16 protein-coding genes are annotated in these 16,618 nt (G+C 56.3%); 5 read left to right on the forward strand and 11 right to left on the reverse strand.

The window, feature by feature from the left end; translation table 11 throughout:
* Positions 1-6 precede the first annotated feature (6 nt).
* Genes xseA through WC184_05265 form a run of 3 tightly spaced genes read left to right on the forward strand, consistent with a single transcriptional unit; the run spans position 7 to position 2,485 of the window.
* Positions 7-1,194: an exodeoxyribonuclease VII large subunit gene (gene xseA, locus WC184_05255; GenBank protein ID MFA7477283.1), complete on the forward strand. Its 1,188-nt coding sequence runs from the start codon at positions 7-9 to the stop codon at positions 1,192-1,194.
* Positions 1,187-1,396, forward strand: a complete 210-nt coding sequence (locus tag WC184_05260; protein MFA7477284.1) for an exodeoxyribonuclease VII small subunit — start codon at positions 1,187-1,189, stop codon at positions 1,394-1,396. Before xseA ends, WC184_05260 begins: the two co-directional genes overlap by 8 nt.
* Positions 1,397-1,399: 3 nt before the next feature.
* Positions 1,400-2,485, forward strand: a complete 1,086-nt coding sequence (locus tag WC184_05265; protein MFA7477285.1) for a polyprenyl synthetase family protein — start codon at positions 1,400-1,402, stop codon at positions 2,483-2,485.
* A gap of 70 nt (positions 2,486-2,555) precedes the next feature.
* Here WC184_05265 and WC184_05270 read toward each other — a convergent pair whose 3' ends face one another.
* A complete protein-coding gene (locus tag WC184_05270) occupies positions 2,556-3,221 on the reverse strand; it encodes an alpha/beta fold hydrolase (GenBank protein MFA7477286.1) in 666 nt (221 codons plus the stop codon).
* Positions 3,218-4,123 (reverse strand): alpha/beta hydrolase, encoded by a 906-nt coding sequence (locus WC184_05275; GenBank protein MFA7477287.1) that lies wholly within the window; start codon positions 4,121-4,123, stop codon positions 3,218-3,220. The genes WC184_05270 and WC184_05275 overlap by 4 nt, the downstream gene beginning before the upstream one ends.
* 75 nt (positions 4,124-4,198) lie before the next feature.
* Here WC184_05275 and WC184_05280 point away from each other — a divergent pair, with 75 nt between their 5' ends.
* On the forward strand, positions 4,199-4,699 hold the full coding sequence (locus WC184_05280; GenBank protein MFA7477288.1) for a Fur family transcriptional regulator: 501 nt from the start codon (positions 4,199-4,201) through the stop codon (positions 4,697-4,699).
* 98 nt (positions 4,700-4,797) lie between these two features.
* Here the strand turns inward: WC184_05280 and WC184_05285 are convergent, their stop codons facing one another.
* From WC184_05285 to purB, 9 genes are all read right to left on the reverse strand, one after another.
* The gene (locus tag WC184_05285) at positions 4,798-5,553 is read right to left on the reverse strand and encodes a TMEM165/GDT1 family protein (protein ID MFA7477289.1); all 756 of its coding nucleotides are present in this window, start codon (positions 5,551-5,553) and stop codon (positions 4,798-4,800) included.
* A 21-nt stretch (positions 5,554-5,574) separates the two neighbouring features.
* The gene (locus WC184_05290; GenBank protein ID MFA7477290.1) at positions 5,575-6,525 is read right to left on the reverse strand and encodes a cation diffusion facilitator family transporter; all 951 of its coding nucleotides are present in this window, start codon (positions 6,523-6,525) and stop codon (positions 5,575-5,577) included.
* A gap of 49 nt (positions 6,526-6,574) precedes the next feature.
* On the reverse strand, positions 6,575-7,972 hold the full coding sequence (locus tag WC184_05295) for an NAD-dependent malic enzyme (protein ID MFA7477291.1): 1,398 nt from the start codon (positions 7,970-7,972) through the stop codon (positions 6,575-6,577).
* A 58-nt stretch (positions 7,973-8,030) separates the two neighbouring features.
* Positions 8,031-8,642: an orotate phosphoribosyltransferase gene (gene pyrE, locus WC184_05300; GenBank protein MFA7477292.1), complete on the reverse strand. Its 612-nt coding sequence runs from the start codon at positions 8,640-8,642 to the stop codon at positions 8,031-8,033.
* On the reverse strand, positions 8,635-9,696 hold the full coding sequence (gene purM, locus WC184_05305) for a phosphoribosylformylglycinamidine cyclo-ligase (protein ID MFA7477293.1): 1,062 nt from the start codon (positions 9,694-9,696) through the stop codon (positions 8,635-8,637). The genes pyrE and purM overlap by 8 nt, the downstream gene beginning before the upstream one ends.
* 16 nt (positions 9,697-9,712) lie before the next feature.
* Complete coding sequence (gene purF, locus WC184_05310; protein MFA7477294.1) at positions 9,713-11,218, reverse strand: amidophosphoribosyltransferase; 1,506 nt, start codon at positions 11,216-11,218, stop codon at positions 9,713-9,715.
* A gap of 1 nt (position 11,219) precedes the next feature.
* On the reverse strand, positions 11,220-13,439 hold the full coding sequence (gene purL / locus WC184_05315; protein ID MFA7477295.1) for a phosphoribosylformylglycinamidine synthase subunit PurL: 2,220 nt from the start codon (positions 13,437-13,439) through the stop codon (positions 11,220-11,222).
* 25 nt (positions 13,440-13,464) lie between these two features.
* Positions 13,465-14,364, reverse strand: a complete 900-nt coding sequence (locus WC184_05320) for a phosphoribosylaminoimidazolesuccinocarboxamide synthase (protein MFA7477296.1) — start codon at positions 14,362-14,364, stop codon at positions 13,465-13,467.
* 151 nt (positions 14,365-14,515) lie between these two features.
* Positions 14,516-15,940, reverse strand: a complete 1,425-nt coding sequence (gene purB / locus WC184_05325) for an adenylosuccinate lyase (protein ID MFA7477297.1) — start codon at positions 15,938-15,940, stop codon at positions 14,516-14,518.
* Positions 15,941-16,160: 220 nt separating this feature from the next.
* On the opposite strand from purB, the gene WC184_05330 reads away from it, so the two are divergent.
* Positions 16,161-16,574: a hypothetical protein gene (locus WC184_05330; GenBank protein MFA7477298.1), complete on the forward strand. Its 414-nt coding sequence runs from the start codon at positions 16,161-16,163 to the stop codon at positions 16,572-16,574.
* Positions 16,575-16,618: the final 44 nt, after the last annotated feature.

Below are 16,618 nucleotides of genomic sequence, written 5' to 3' on the forward strand. Positions count from 1 at the left end.
GTTTTAATGTCTGTACCCACCCTGAGTGTTGCTGAACTAAACGCCGCTATCGCTGGGGCGTTAGCCAACGCATTCGACGACCAAGTGTGGGTACAAGGCGAGATTCACTCGTTCAGCACCTCACCGGCCGGGCACAGCTATTTTCGCCTTGTTGAACCTGGAACGTTGGGTTCACCCTCTGAAGCCAGTATCAATGTGGTGCTTTTTCGGGGCAATAAACGCTCGGTTGATGCAGTCTTAGCTAAAGCTGGCGCCCTAGAGATAGCCGAAGATATGGAAGTGCGGATTCGCGGTGAAGTGAGCTTTTATGCTCCCACCGGACGCGTCCAACTGCGGATGACCGCCATCGACCCTTCTCACACTCTCGGACGTTTAGCAGCCGAACGAGAACGCTTATTGCGACAGCTAGCAACCGAAGGTTTGCTAACTCGTAACTCGCTATTGGCGCTGTCACCACTACCTCTGAGAGTGGGCCTTATTACTAGTGCTGATAGTGCGGCCGCCGCTGATTTCCTGAATGAACTTAGCCTCAGTAGCTTTGCTTGGCAGGTCACCTTATTCGATTCCCAGGTGCAGGGCCATGGCTCAATACCTGCTCTCACCAGGGCATTATCTCAAGCAGGCGACGGCGACTTTGACGTGATTGCGGTCGTGCGGGGCGGAGGTTCGCGGAGCGATCTGGCTACTTTTGACGCCGAAGCCATCGCCAGAATGATTGCCGCAACCCCAATACCTGTAATCACCGGGATCGGGCATGAAATCGACGAGTCGATCGCTGATCGAGTGGCCTATCAAGCCTTCAAAACCCCCACCGCGGCCGCAGGCTTCTTAATCGAACGGGTAAATGACTTTCGTAAGCAGCTTGATGATTTAGCCAGCCTCAGTGCCAGCTTGGCACTGGAAGCGCTAGCCAAACAAGAAGACCGCATCGTGCGCTTAGGTGAGCGTGCTAGTGAACGCGCCAACAATGCCCTCGAACGTGCCGAAGCCAAAATCGAATCGTTACAGCGCTATGTTTCAGCACTTGATCCCGCGAAATTGTTGGCAAGGGGCTGGTCGATAACCCGCACCGCTGATGGCGAATTAGTGCGTAGCGTGAACGAACTGGGCGAAGGTTCCCACATCCACACGATGTTGCAAGACGGCACCATAACTAGTGCCATTCAAACCATAGAGAGAAAAACCGATGGGTGATTACCTAGAGGCCATGGCCGAGCTGGAACAGATTGCTTCCGAGCTCGACGGCAACAATTTGGACGTTGACCTGTTGTCCTCTCGGGTGGCACGAGCCTTCGAGCTTGTTAACCTATTGCGTGAGCGTATTGAAGTAGCTCGAATGGAAGTTACCCGAGTAGTGGCTAGCCTCGAAGCGCCAGATGACCCCGATAGAGTGTGAAAAATGCAAACCGACGCTTCGGACAAGGTCAGCTCCTGTGTGTCCGCGCCGGATGTTCTAACCGACATTGCTGAGCGGGTCACTTCGCGGCTCGAGGGTATTTTAGCCAGCGAGATTGAGCGTTGGGGTGGTCTAGATCTTGATTTGGTGCCACCTTTGGCGTCGCTAAATAGACTCGTCATGAGCGGCGGCAAGCGATTACGGGCCGCGTTTTGCCATTGGAGTTTTGTGGGTGCTGGGGGGGACCCGCTCGACTCTCAAGCACTCGATGCAGCGGCCGCTTTTGAACTACTCCAGGTGTTTGCCCTCATCCACGACGACGTGATGGACAACTCGGCCACGCGTCGTGGTATTCCAACCGTGCATGTGGAATTTGCCGAGCGCCACGACCAGGAAGACTGGCGGGGTGAAGCCGAAAACTTTGGTGAAGGCGTGGCCATTTTGGTGGGTGATGTGGCCCATGTATATGCCGACCGTTTGATGACAGGCATGCCCATTCAAGCCGCCGAAATCTGGCATGAGCTGCGCATTGAGGTGAATATCGGCCAGTACCTCGACTTATTAGGCACGGTGCGTGGCGACACTGATTTGGCAGCGGCCCAACGAATTTCTCGCTACAAATCTGGCAAATACACTATCGAGCGGCCGCTGCATTTAGGCGTTGCACTGCTTGGCCGTCTGCCAGAATTACAAGACCAGCTCGACCGCTACGGCGTTCCACTAGGTGAAGCGTTCCAATTACGTGACGACCTTTTGGGCGTATTCGGCCAACCCGAGTTAACTGGCAAGCCCATCGGAGAAGACCTGCGGGAAGGTAAACCCACCCCGCTTTTGGCGATTGCCACCGCCAAGGCCACCCCTGGGGAGCGAGAAGTGCTGGCCACGGTAGGCAAAGCCGATCTGAGCGAGCGCGAAATCGCCCGTATCCAACAAGTATTGGAAGATACTGGTGCCCGCGACGTGGTTAATGCTTCGGTCGACCGTCTGACCACTCAAGCAGCTGCCTCGCTAGCTGACGCGCCGTTAGAAAAAGTGGCTCTCGACGCATTGGCTGATTTGGCCACCTACGTTGGTTGCCGAGACGAATAGCGCTTGGCAACAACAAACCTGACGGCGAAACAGAAACGGTGGCCGATACAGATAGTCGCAGTTCTGGTTGTTAAGGAATAGCTCCAAAGCGAGCCAGAGCGGCCTCGAGGGGTTCTTCACGCACCCCGTATTCCCCAGCCACCGCGGCAAGCCATTCGGGCTGAGTACGCGCACACACCACGATGCATGGGTCAAGGTCGTTTAGATACACCGCTTGACGTACAAACGAGGTGGCGTAGTCAGGCGGCCGCACCTCCAAGGCCAGCTCATGCATGGCAAAGGGGTCGGGTGGGCTAGGCGCGTTGGTGTCAACACGCAGCAACACCCCACTCGGTGGTGTGGAACCACCTCCCGCGATTCCTGGGCCGTCATCAAGAATCGCACCCTTCACTTCTTCAGGACGGCTGCCTGCCAGCATTAGAGCTAAATATGCTCCCTGTCCGCGACCGTAGACCGTTGCTGCCCCTAGGTGCCCAAGCGCCACATCGGCGTCAGCCATCATCACTTCCGAGCTGTAACCGCCACCTTGTGGAACTGTCGATTCGCCGTGCCCGGTGATGTCTAGGGCGTAAATAGGTCCGGGCCAAGAAGCAAGGCTCTCGGGGGTACGCAAGGGTGACGATTCGCCCAACCCGTTTAACACCAACAACGCCCGACCTTCGCCCGACCTGAGTTGGTGGAGCGCCAAATCAATCTTGTTGTGACGAAGAAATGTAGTGGTTCGATTGGCGGTCACGACAAGAACTCCAATACCAGATCAGCCACGGCTTGCGGGCGTTCAATATGCAAAAAATGGCCAGTGTCAGGCATTTCAATTACTCGACCGCCATAGGGCAAGTGCGGCTCTACATCGGCGAGCGAAGTACCCCAACCCATGGGCTCTTCAATGGTTGAAAGCACCCCGAATAACGGCATTGAAATCGAAGACAGCCGCTTTAGGGACCAGTCAGGACGGTATGGACCGAACCCTCCCATCCGCAAAGCCGGGTCAATGGTCCACCGATAACCGTCGTCGCTCTTAGAAGCCCCCACCGCAGCCAAATACAGCAACCATTCTTTGGAAAGCCTGGGGTTCATGTTGCCCCGACGTGCGGCTAGTTCTTCCAAGGTTCCCGGTTTACGAGAAAGTTCATGCGCTCGGCGTTGATGGTCTAGCCAAGAAGCCATTTCATCAGCCAACATGCGGGTGCGTTCATAACCGGAGATGTCGGGAGCTTGACGGTGTGAGGGTAGCCCGTCGAGGTTGACTAGTTTCGAAATACGCCACGGAGCAATATCGGCTAACTGCAGCATCAAACTGCCGCCTTTGGAGTGACCCACCACCGGCAGCGGGTTGGTGGTGACTGAATCCATGACCGCCACCGCATCACGCACATCAGCATCCCAGTTATAAAGAGGTGCGTGCTCGGAAGCACCGTGGCCCCGTTGGTCCCACGCCACCACTCGCCAACCAGCTTTAGCTAAGAGCGGCGCGAATCCATCGTAAGTGCGCGCGAAGTCGAAACCACCGTGCACCAGCATTAGTGGCGGAGCGTTCTCATCTCCCCATTCATAAGCTTGCAAGAACACGCCAGAGCTGTTCACCCGATAGGTGCGCTGCGGTGCTTCGGCACCGGGAAATGTTGCTGGGTCAGTCACGTCACAATGGTAGGTGCCCGAGCTGGAATCTTACATATTCTTAACTTCTTAGGGTGGGCCGCTAGCCTGGGGGCTATGGCTGCTCCTCGGATCGTTGCCCAGACCTCGAACGAAGTTCACGATACAGCCGCCCAATTGTTGCGTTCATCAGGTCAGCGTTACACGACCAGTCGCAAAGCGCTGGTGGAGATTTTGAGTGATGCTCCGCGTCCACTCACTATCCCCGAGATGATGGAAACCGATGACAACATCGCCCAAAGCTCGGCCTACCGCAACTTGGGGGTTATGGAACGGGCAGGAGTTATCAACCGGGTTGTTACTACCGACGAGTTTGTACGTTACGAACTAGCCGAAGCGTTGCTTGAGCATCATCACCATCTGATTTGCTCCAAATGTGGCGAGGTGAGCGACTTCGTAATGAGCGACGAGCATGAAGCCCGTCTTGATGAGATCGCGCGGCAAGTTGCCCGGCTAACTAATTTCAAACTTATGGGTCACAACTTTGACCTTCTGGGCTATTGCTTCGACTGCACCAGTTGCCCGAAGAACGAAACCGCCAGCCAGGGTGCCGTTTAGCTAGTCGAGAGCTCTAAGTCGTCGTGGCGCCCGGTTGTTGCCGAAGCTTAATGAGGCCTGCGACACGGTTGATAGCGGCAACCTGTTGTTGGTGGCGTCTACCTTAAGGCTTCGGCCAGCATCAACACCCCGAAGACACCAAAGAGCGCGGCGGAGGTGTATTTGGTAGCTCGTGGCGAGATGCGGCTGCTTAGAAAACGCCCGGCGAAAACGGCGATGCACCCCGAGGTTATTATGCCGGCGGTGGCACCCAGCCATGCTCCAAACGGGTTACGGTCAGCCGCTATGGCGGCGGTGGCCAGCATCGACTTGTCACCAATTTCGGCCAGCATCATAGCCCCAATAATTCCAAGCACGATGCGTAGTGAACCTTTGGCACCCAGCGCCCCCGCGCCCGCTACTGCTGCGTCGGTGATCGTATCGGCAGAAGTAGTAAGCACCTCGGGTTCTAATGCCTGCGAATTTGGTAATAAACCCAATTCATCTTGCGCCGAGGTGCCGGTTGGAGCGGGCTTGACATCGGTCGAATCACCAGAGGCCGAGCTTGCTAATTGTGACGTGTCATCGGAGTTTATCTCCGAGTCATCGTCTTCATCTTTTTCGAGCAACGTCCAAACGGCGAAAGCCAAGAAGGAAATTCCAGCCACAATTCCAATCTGCTTGGAGGGCAGCGCTGACCCCAACAACCCGCCTAAGAGGGCGGCCAAAGCTTGGGTTAGGGCATACGCCAAACAGATTCCAGTGAGCACTATTTTGAGGCTGTAGCGGGTAGCGATTCCCATCGCCACTAGCTGGGTTTTGTCCCCCAGTTCCGCCACAAAAACTACTGCGAAAGCAACTAAGACCGCATCCATTAGGTGTTGTACGTCTTTCGTTTAGCCCAAGGCGGTGACAATGTGGATTTCGTTGTCACAAGGGTGGCACTCTACCTCAAAAGTGGCATGGTGCAGCTGGTGTTCGCGCAAGAGCGCCTCACGGACCTCACTAAGCAACGCCTGCGCTTCATGAACCGCCATTTCACCATCCACGACTAGGTGAGCCGATAGCGAAGGCTCATCAGCGGCTGGTTCCCACAGGTGCATGTGATGAACTTCTACGATCCCGTCGATTGAAAGAATGGTTTCTGTAACTTTATCTATGTGGAGGTTGGGTGGCACCACGTCAAGCAACACCCGCCCGCTTGAACGCAGGAGCCCAAAACCGGAATACCCAACCCAGATAGCAATGGCAATAGCCACCACCGGGTCGACCCAGGTGGCGTTAGCCCACAACACGGCCGCGGCGGCGATAATCACTCCGCCAGATCCGGCGGCATCACCAATTAGGTGTACCACCGCTGCCTTGGTCGACATACTGTTGCCTGCTCGAGCCAAGGCCACCGCTGAGGCACCGTTAACGGTTAGGCCTATAACAGCCACCACCAGAATTGCTACCCCGTCCATGGGTTCGGGGTGCATGAGACGCCGTATTGACTCCCACACGATCCAAAACGATGAAGCTACCAACAAGAAGGAACTGGCCAGCGCCCCCAACACATCGGCTCGGGCCCATCCGAAAGTGTTCTTGTGGCTGACTCCTTTGGTGGCTAACCGCAGGGCGACGAGCGCGATACCTAAGCCTGCCACGTCGACTACTTGGTGAGCGCTGTCGGCCATTAGGGCGATCGAGCCGAATATTACACCGGCGAAAATCTGCGCGACCGCAAGGATTGTGTTGGCGACCAATGCCGCCGCCACAACCTTGACAGGTGAGTTAGCTAGGCCGTGGGAATGGTTGTGGCCATGCCCCGACCCGTGCCCATGCGAATGTTGGTGGCTAATAGCCATATAGCTAGGTTGGCCAGTTTCGGCCCAAATAGCAACGGGAGAATGACTCTCAGACGCGAATAACCCCATCGGCCACGGCAGCCGCCGCTACAGCCAGGCCAACTTCCACTGGTACGTCGCGGTCAAACACCGAGGGCACAATCTTGTCGGTATCAAGTTCGTCTTCGCTAACGGCGCGGGCAATAGCCTTGGCGGCGGCCAGCTTCATATTCTCGGTTATGGAATGGGCGTTGGCGTCTAGCGCCCCACGGAAAATACCGGGGAAAGCCAAGACGTTGTTGATTTGGTTGGGATAATCGCTGCGCCCAGTGGCAATGATGCGAGCCAATCCATCGGCCGCTTCAGGGCGGATTTCTGGTTCGGGATTAGCCAGCGCGAACACAATTGGGTCTTTGGCCATGCGTCGTAGATCGCTCGGCTCGACAATACCGGGGCCGCTAACGCCTACAAAGACGTCGGCACCCGCCAAAGCGTCGGTCAGCGGTCCGGAAACACGTTCGCGGTTGGTGTTCTTGGCGAACCATTCTTTAGCCGAGTTTAGATTGTCGCGGCCTTCCCAAATGGCACCTTGGCGGTCGGTTCCAATCACTTCGCCCACCCCAGCACTTAGCAGAATTTTGCCAATGGCCACCCCAGCAGCACCCACTCCAGCGATAACCACCTTTTGGTCGGCAAGTTTGCGGCCAGTGAGCTTATTGGCGTTTTCCAGGGCGGCGAGCACTACCACGGCCGTGCCGTGCTGGTCGTCGTGGAACACCGGAATGTCGAGGCTGGCCTTTAGACGGTCTTCCACCTCGAAACACATGGGGGCAGAAATGTCTTCAAGGTTGACGCCACCAAAGGTGGGGGCCAACCGTTCCACGGTTTCGACAATCTCATCGGCGGTGCGAGCATTTATACAGATCGGGAAGGCATCAACACCAGCGAAAGATTTGAACAGTAAGGCTTTACCTTCCATAACTGGCATTGCGGCTTCGGGCCCGATGTCGCCCAAACCCAAAACTGCGGTGCCGTTGCTAACTATCGCTACCGTATTGCGGCGAATGGTGAGGTCATGCGAACGCGAAACGTCTTCGTGGATAGCCATACAAACTCGAGCCACGCCCGGGGTGTAGGCCATGGAGAGGTCTTCGGCATCGCTGACTGGAGCCAGTGGCAACACCTCAATTTTGCCGCCATCGTGCATTTTGAAGGTGCGGTCTTCCCAGGTGAGAAGCTCAAAACCACGTAGATTACGAATGACATCTAAGGCTTGAGCCTGATGGGCTTCGTCGCGGCAATTGATAATGACTTCCTCGTCGAGGTATCGACCTTTAGCTTCGAAACCTTTTAGGCCAATAATGTTGGCCCCTACTGCCCCTACTGCGGTGGCCAGTTCGCCCAAGGCACCGGGGCGATTCTCGAGGCGGACACGAACACGTAGGGAATAAGCTGCAGTAGTTGACATGTCTCGCAACGGTACTGTTCTTCGGCAAAAGGTGACAGCCAGCCGAAGATTTTAGGTTTTAGCCCTCGTATTCAAAACCCAAATCGATGGCGGTTACGAGAGGGTCGAAAGCTATTCCTTCGGCTTGTGCCATTGCAGCGCAGGTTCCGCCACGGTCGACAATGGGCATAATGACCACTGGGGTGGCCCCGAATTCTCGCACCACAGCAGCCGCTTCCATTGGTGAGGTTCCCCTGGTCACGGTGTCTTCCACAATGGCCACCATGTCGCCCGGTTTCAAAGCACCAGCGATTCGCCCGGTGACGCCGTGGTCTTTGGATTCTTTACGAATGCTAAAACTTCGCAGCTGGCGACCTTGGGTGGCGGCCACGGCGGCAATTCCAAAGGCCACCGGGTCGGCACCGGCGGTTAGCCCACCAATAGCAGTAACTTCGCTGGGTAGTTGGGCTAAAGCGACCTCGGCGACCAACAGAATTCCCTCGGGGCGACATGCTGTTTGTTTGGAATCGATAAACCAGGTGGTGGGTTTGCCAGATTTCAACACGAAGTCGCCGGTACGCACCGAGTAGGCCCTCAGATGCTCAATAAGCTTAGATTTGGCCGAGGCAGCGGTGGTGTTGTTGGTATTGGTGCTGGCCTTGGTGTCACTGCTGGCGTTGATGTCAGACATATTGCACCGTTCCGTTACCGCGCTCGACTTGGCCTATTTGCACTGCGCGATGGCCGAGGGTGCGCAGCTTGTCGATGGCTTTGTGAGCTTCTTTTGCGGGCACAATTACCGCCATGCCGATACCCATGTTGAAGACCTGGTGCATCTCTTGGTCGCTAACCCGACCCAGTGTTTGAATCTCGGTGAAGATGCGCGGCACTTCCCAGCTACTGCGAGTGAGGTGAGCGTCTAGCCTCTTGCCTAAGACCCGAGGCAGGTTTCCCGAGATACCACCGCCGGTGATGTGCGAAACGGCTCGCACTTCGACATGGCGCACGAGGGCGTTAATGGCCGGTGAGTATATGACCGAAGGGGCTAAGAGCTCTTCACCAAGGGTGTGATTTGCCCCTTCGTAGGCCGGACCGTCCAGGGGTTTTTGGGCTAGTTCAAGCAACACACGCCGTGCTAATGAGTAGCCATTAGAACGTAAGTTGGGTGAAGGCAGCCCAATGATGGCATCGCCTTGGGCTACTTTGTCGCCCGTGATGAGCTGATCACGCTCAACGACACCTACCGAGAAGCCCACCAGGTCGAACTCACCGGGCTCCATGGCACCTGGGTGTTCCGCCATTTCACCGCCGATGAGGGCGCATCCAGAGGTGCGACAGCCTTCGGCGATGCCTTCAATTAGCGATTCGATATGGTCGGGGTCGAGTCGGCCAACCGCGATGTAGTCGAGGAAGAACAACGGCTCTGCACCTTGGCAGGCCAAATCATCAACACACATGGCCACCAGGTCAACGCCGATGGTGTTGAAGCGCCCAAGTTTTTGGGCGATGAGAGCCTTGGTACCCACGCCGTCGGTAGAGGACACAAGCAGGGGTCGGCGATATTTGTTGGCGGAAAATTCGAAAAGGCCGCCGAAGCCGCCAATGTCACCCACAACCTCGGGGCGAAAGGTGGAGCGAACGTTTTCTTTGATTCGCTCGACTGCCGCGGCACCAGCGGCAATATCTACGCCCGCAGCGGCGTAGGTTTCGCCACCGGTCGAGGTTGATTGATCGGAATCGGTCAATGTTTGTCCTTGGCTGTTAGGGCTGGTTGTCGGCGGTGATGTGGGTTTGGGCACCGCTAGATTTTTCAATTTTGGCGTCAAGCTCGGCTTTAGCCTTGTTTAGGTTCACCGGTATTTCGGTGGGGTAATTGCCTGTTAAACAGGCGTCGCAGAAACCGGGTTGGCCAGTACCGGCTTGGTTGATGGCCTCGCGCATGCGCTCAAGCGATAGGAATGCCAATGAATCTACGTTTAGATAGTCGCGAATTTCATTGACCGTCAGATTGGCCGCCAACAATTCGCCCAAGGTGCCGGTGTCCATACCGTAAAAGCAGGGCCAGCGATAAGGCGGCGATGAAATGCGCAGATGGATTTCTTTGGCACCGGCTTCTCGAAGCATGGTCACTATGGCGCGGGTGGTGGTTCCTCGAACGATGGAGTCGTCGATGACCACAATGCGTTTTCCAGCGATGTTTTCACGCAGCGGGTTGAGTTTCATCCGCACCGCTTGAGCTCGCATTTCTTGGGTAGGTGCGATGAAGCTGCGGCCGATATAACGGTTCTTTACGAGGCCTTGCCCATAGGGGATACCACTGCCCCGGGCGTACCCTTCAGCTGCTGGCACCCCTGATTCAGGTACCCCCATCACCATGTCGGCCTCAACTGGCATCTGATCGGCCAGTTGTTCACCCATATGAATGCGTGCTTCGTGAACAGAGCGTCCATAGAGTCGGGTATCAGGGCGTGAGAAATACACGAATTCAAACACGCAAAGCCTGGGATCGATGCGGTGGCTTTCGAACGGGAAGTAAGAACGTGGTCCGTCGTCATCGATGACCACCATCTCGCCCGGGTCAAGCTCTCGGATGAACACGGCCCCGCAAATATCAAGGGCCGGACTTTCTGAGGCCAGCACCCAACCGTTGTCGAGCTTGCCCAAACAAAGCGGACGGAAACCATTGGGGTCGCGTACCCCAATAACTCGTTGCGAGTCGGCCAAGGTTAGCGAATACGCACCCTCGAGTTTCGGTAAAACCTCAATCAGCGCCGCTTCGATGTTGGCGCTTTGGCCTTGACGACCCATCTCAAGCACCATCAGCTCGGCAATGAGCTCGGTGTCGCCCGCAATGGCGCCGGGCAGGAAGCTGGCCGTTTCAATAAGATTGGCAGCGTTGGTGAGATTACCGTTGTGGCCGATAGCGAACCCGGTACCCCCAGCCCCGGCTGTACCCCGGTAGGTGGGTTGCGAATCACGCCAGGTATTGGTGCCGTTGTTGGAATATCGCACATGCCCAATGGCTAAATGGCCAGGTAGTGCAACCAGGGTACGGTCATTGAAAGCGTTGGTTACCAGGCCAACTTCTTTCACTACAGTTAGCGACTCACCGTCGCTTACCGCCATACCGGCTGATTCTTGACCTCGGTGCTGTAAGGCAAAGAGCCCCAGGTAGGTGAGGTGCGCTACGGGTAAGCCGGGAGCGTAGATTCCGAATACGCCGCAGGCTTCTTTCGGTTTGTCATCCGGTGCAAGCACGTTTTCCATGCTAGAGCGCCTCGGGCGCGAGTGCCTCCACAACACGATTCTTCCAAACATCTCGGGCATGTTCTAGGGGCAAGTTGATGAGGTCTTTCACCACTAATGCTCCGCCTCCGGCTTCGCCTAAACGAGTACAAGCCACCCCAGCTGCTTCAGCCATATTTTCAATGGCGGCCACCCGATCGGGAGCCACACAAATCACTACTCGTGAGGGGGCTTCCGAGAACAGCTCGGCCGCCGATGAGATACGGGCCACGTTAAAACCAACGCCTGAACGTAACGCCATTTCTGCCAGCGCCACCCCTAAACCACCTTCGGAAACATCATGAATTCCCTGTGCTAACCCGCCAGTGGCAATAGCACGAACCACTTTGGCCAAACTCTGGTGGGCTTCCACGTTGAGCCCGGGCAGCACTCCGCCGCGTTCATTGTGGTTGAACGCCCATTGTGAGCCCGAAACGTTGTCGGAGGAGTCGCCCAGAAGCAAAATACGACCGCCGTCAGCCAGCGCAGTGGTGGGTAGGTTTGAAGGCAGCTGTTCTATGATTCCCAACACGCCAATGACTGGGGTGGGGTCGATGTTACGACCGCCTTTTTCATTGTAGAGGCTTACGTTGCCGCCTACTACCGGCAGACCAAACGCTTCGCAGGCTTCGGCCATACCCTCGATTGACTCGACGAACTGCCACATTATTTCGGGGTTTTCGGGGTTACCAAAGTTAAGGCAGTTCACGAGCGCATGGGGTGTGGCACCCATGGTGGCCAGGTTCAGAATCGATTCGGCCACCACCATGGCCGTGCCAGCGTTGGGGTCAACAGCACACCAACGATGGTTGCCATCAGTAGTTATTGCTAAGGCCCGACCGGTGTTTTCCGAGGTGGTTGGATGCACAAGAGCGATCACGGCTGCGTTTTCGCCTGGACCTACCAAGGTATTACCGAATATTTCATGGTCGAATTGTTCGGTGATCCAGGAAAGGTCGGTGAGCATCGACAAGAGGTCGGCTTCCGGGTCGGTAGCCTTGGTGGCCAAAGCTACGGCTGGATCAGCCGAGCGCCGCGCACCCAAATCGGAAGGGATTTGACGGGGACGATCGTAAAGCGGACAGTCTTCGCTTAATGACGCCGCCGGGATACGAGCCAGCTCGTCACCATTGGGGCCATTGAGTACCCGTAGCCAGCCAATGCCCTTTTCATCAGGTGCGGTGACCGTGGCTACCACGCTGGCGGTGATGTCGTAACGCTTGGCAATTGTTTGTACGGCTTCAAGGTTTTTCGGTTCGATGATCGCCAGCATCCGCTCTTGGGTTTCAGCGGTCATGATCTCGAAAGGTTCCATGTTTTCTTGGGCTTGGGGCACGGCAGTTACATCAATGTCCATACCCATGCCACCGTTGGAAGCGGTTTCAGAGGTGGCACCCGTTAAACCAGCGGCACCTAAATCTTGAATACCGACCACCATTTTCTGGTCGAGCATCTCTAGGCACACTTCAATGAGGCGCCGTTCTAGCTCGGGGTTGCCTTGGGGCACTTCGGGCAGCGCCACGTCGGCATCGTCGCTAAGGCCTGCCGAGGCCAACACACTGGCCCCACCAATGCCTTCACGGCCGGTAGCTGCGCCTAAGAGGATGACCAAGTTGCCCGCTCCGGTGGCTTTGGCCAACGCCAAACGTTCGGTGGGTAAAATGCCCATCGCGAACACGTTGACCAGTGGGTTGTCAGCGTAAATCGGATCGAACACCACTTCGCCACCAACGGTTGGGACGTTCACTTTTTTGGAATAGTCGGACGCACCGGCCACCACACCCTTGGCGATCCAGCGGGACCGCTCATCGGAAAGCGGACCGACTCGCACGGGGTCCATGACCGCGATCGGGCGGGCACCCATGGAGAAAATGTCACGCAAGATGCCACCAACACCGGTGGCAGCCCCCCCAAAGGGTTCAAATGCTGACGGGCTATTGTGACTTTCAATCCGAATCGCAATGGCTATGCCGTCGCCCACATCGACCACGCCAGCGTTCTCGCCCGGGCCGACCAAAACGTGGGGCGCTTCGGTTGGCAAACGACGCAGGTGCATACGAGATGACTTGTAGGAGCAGTGCTCAGACCACATCACGGCGTACATCGAGAGCTCTAGCGGTACTGGCTCGCGACCTAAAATCGATTCGATTTTCTCGGCTTCAGAATCAGTGAGGCCAAGTGTGCGATGCAGTGGCTGGGTCATATTAGAAACCGTACAGTTGTAGGGGCTAGCTAGTCGAAGCGACCCCCGCCCAGGCGGCAAAAGACCGTTCACTAAGCCGTTCATAGGCTTCGATATATCTGGTGCGGGTGGATTCGATTATTTCAGGGGGAAGTGTGGGGGCAGGCGCCGTTTTATCCCAGGGTTGCGCCTCAAGCCAGTCGCGCAGGGGCTGCTTGTCGAATGCCGGTGGGGTGGTGCCTTCGGCCCAACTATCAACAGGCCAAAATCGAGACGAGTCGGGGGTAAGCAGCTCATCGGCCACCGCAAGTTGCCCGTCGATAACACCCAATTCGAATTTGGTGTCGGCAATGATGATGCCCCGCTCGGCAGCCCAACGCGACCCGTGTTCATATAGCGCCAGACTGAGCGCTTGAGCGGCCTGGGCCGCTTCTGAACCAATCAACTCAACGGCTTCGTCAAATGAGATGTTTTCGTCATGGTCGCCCACCTCGGCCTTTATTGATGGGGTGAACATGGGCTCGGGCAGCTTGGCCGATTCGCTCAACCCAGCAGGCACCTCCATGCCGTGCACAGTGCCCGAGGTTCGATATTCCTTCCAGGCACTTCCAGATAAGTAGCCACGCACAATGCATTCAATGGGCAACATTTCGGCCCGCTTCACCAGCATGGTGCGCCCCTCAAGGTGTTCAAGTTGGGCCCCTGGTGGAAAGTCGGCGAGCTCGGTACTGATTAGGTGGTTGGGGGCTACCGACGCAAGCTTCTCGAACCAGAACTTAGAGAGCGCCGTGAGCACCCGCCCTTTGTTAGGCACCTCTTGTGTCATCACTACGTCGAAAGCCGAAACCCGGTCGGAAGCAACCAGCAACAGGTGGTCTTCGCCAGCATCGTAAACGTCGCGAACTTTGCCCTGGTGGATTAGAGGTAGTGCTACTTCAGAGGCCATGCGGAAACCTTAAAGTTGGTAGAGGCTAGTTAAGAATTGCGGCTTCAATTTACGAATAGCTGTTTCGTGTTAGGAACAGCGGTATCAAATGCTGAGGCGGGATAGTTGGGCATTTTGGATGCGACAAACGACGCAAGAATCTGGTTGAGCGTTAGAGGATAGGGGCGGGTGTATATGTGGCGGCTTCGGGATATTTGGCGACTAATTGCGCCACGGTGGCCGCGAATTGGTCGACTTGAGCTGAAGCGGCACCCGTGAATGCCAGTGGGTCGGCTACTAGTTCGTTAACTTTTTGAGAGCCAAGTTTCAGACGTTCTTCCCCACCAAGCCGTTCAATGAGGTTGGTGGCCTGGCTGGGTCGCTCGCGTCGATCAAGAGCCGCTGCCACGGCATGTTCTTTAATAATTTCGTGGGCTTCTTCGCGCCCAACGCCTGCTGTCACGGCGGCCATAAGAACCTTGGTGGTGGCAAGGAACGGCAAATTAGCGCTCAGCTCGGCTTCAATAACAGCTGGGTAGGCCCCGAAATCGGTTAACACGGTGAGGAACGTTTCGAACAATCCGTCGATGGCATAGAAGGCGTCGGGAAGAGCCACACGTCGAACCACCGAACAAGATACGTCGCCTTCGTTCCACTGGTTGCCCGAAAGTGCGGCCACCATGGTCAAATGCCCGCCCAAGATAGCGTTAAACCCATTCACACGTTCACAAGAGCGGGTGTTCATTTTGTGCGGCATGGCCGACGAGCCAACCTGGCCAGGCTTGAAGCCTTCGGTCACTAGGTCGTGCCCGGCCATGAGTCGAATAGAAGTAGCCAAGCTAGAAGGGCCCGCTGCTGCTTGCACCAACGCCGAAACAGCGTCGAGATCAAGCGAGCGCGGGTATACCTGGCCCACCGCGCCCAACACGTTTTCAAAGCCAAGGTAGTCGGCTACCGAGGCTTCTAGTGATGCCACGGCGGTGGCGTTACCAAGCACATCGAGTTGATCTTGTTGCGTGCCAACTGGGCCTTTAATACCGCGAATGGCGTAGCGAGCTAGCAAGTCGTCGATGCGGTGGAAGGCGGCCAGCGTTTCCTCACCGGCATTAGCAAAGCGCTTCCCTAAAGTGGTGGCTTGCGCCGGCACGTTGTGACTTCGCCCGGTTATTACCGTGTCGCGGTAGGTTACCGACAACTGTGCCAGCTGGGACAGAACACTAACTAAGCGGTCACGAACTATTGACAGGCCCATACGAACCTGAAGTTGTTCCACGTTTTCGGTAAGGTCGCGCGAGGTCATGCCTCGATGGATCAGCTCGTAGCCAGCCAGCGCACAGAACTCTTCAATACGTGCTTTCACATCGTGCTTGGTTACCTGTTCTCGGGCGTCGATTGAGGCGAGATCAACCTGGTCGACCACCGCTTCATAAGCCTCGATAACACCGCTTGGCACCTTTACCCCAAGTTCGGCCTGAGCGCGCAAGACCGCGATCCACAATTGGCGTTCCAAAATCACTTTGCGCCTGGGAGACCACACGTCTTTCATGGCGGCACTGGCGTACCGGTTGGCCAAAACGTTCGGGGTTAGGTCGCTCACAAATTTCTCCAGCAGATGGATGTTGCGGGTGGCCACATAGGGCGAGTTGGGGTTGGCGCCGGGTGGTAAACCCAGGTGTTTGGCCCAGTAGTAAGCCTAGCGAAGGGCAGTGACACTTTAAGTAGCGCTAAAGATTTTTGATGGCTCGGTCGATGGCATCGGTACAGGATGTTAAAGCCGGAAGTCTCCACTAGAGATGAGGCGTGATTCTCAATGTGGAATGCGAAGGCTCAAAGCGGTCAAAGCAGGACGCGAGGGAAAGGTCGGCACCATGGACGGGCGCTGCGAAAACCATCAGTTTGAAATTTTGGCAGATCATTGCCGGACCTGCGGCGGTGAATACTGCTTGGAGTGCCTGGTTTACAGCTATGGGAACGACAAACCACCGTTTTGTGTTGACTGTGCCCTTGCCGCGGCTGGCATTCGTTCCACCGCCAAACGACCTAGTTTTCGTTCTAGGCGTGAGCTGCGCCGTGAGGCTCGGTTGAAGCGCCGAGCTGCCAAAGTAAATGTGGTGGAAGAGCCTGCGGCAGCGCCGGTGCCCTTGGTGCGTTATGAGTTCACCATCACCGACGACGGCGAAATTGAATATGCCGACGACACCGCCGAAGCTGGGCGTCCCCAAGCTTCTTAGGTTCTTTGGGCCGGTCGGAAGCTACGATCTGTACTGTCTACTCT

Source organism: Acidimicrobiia bacterium, assembly GCA_041676705.1.
Taxonomy (GTDB): Bacteria; Actinomycetota; Acidimicrobiia; order Acidimicrobiales; family SKKL01; genus Actinomarinicola.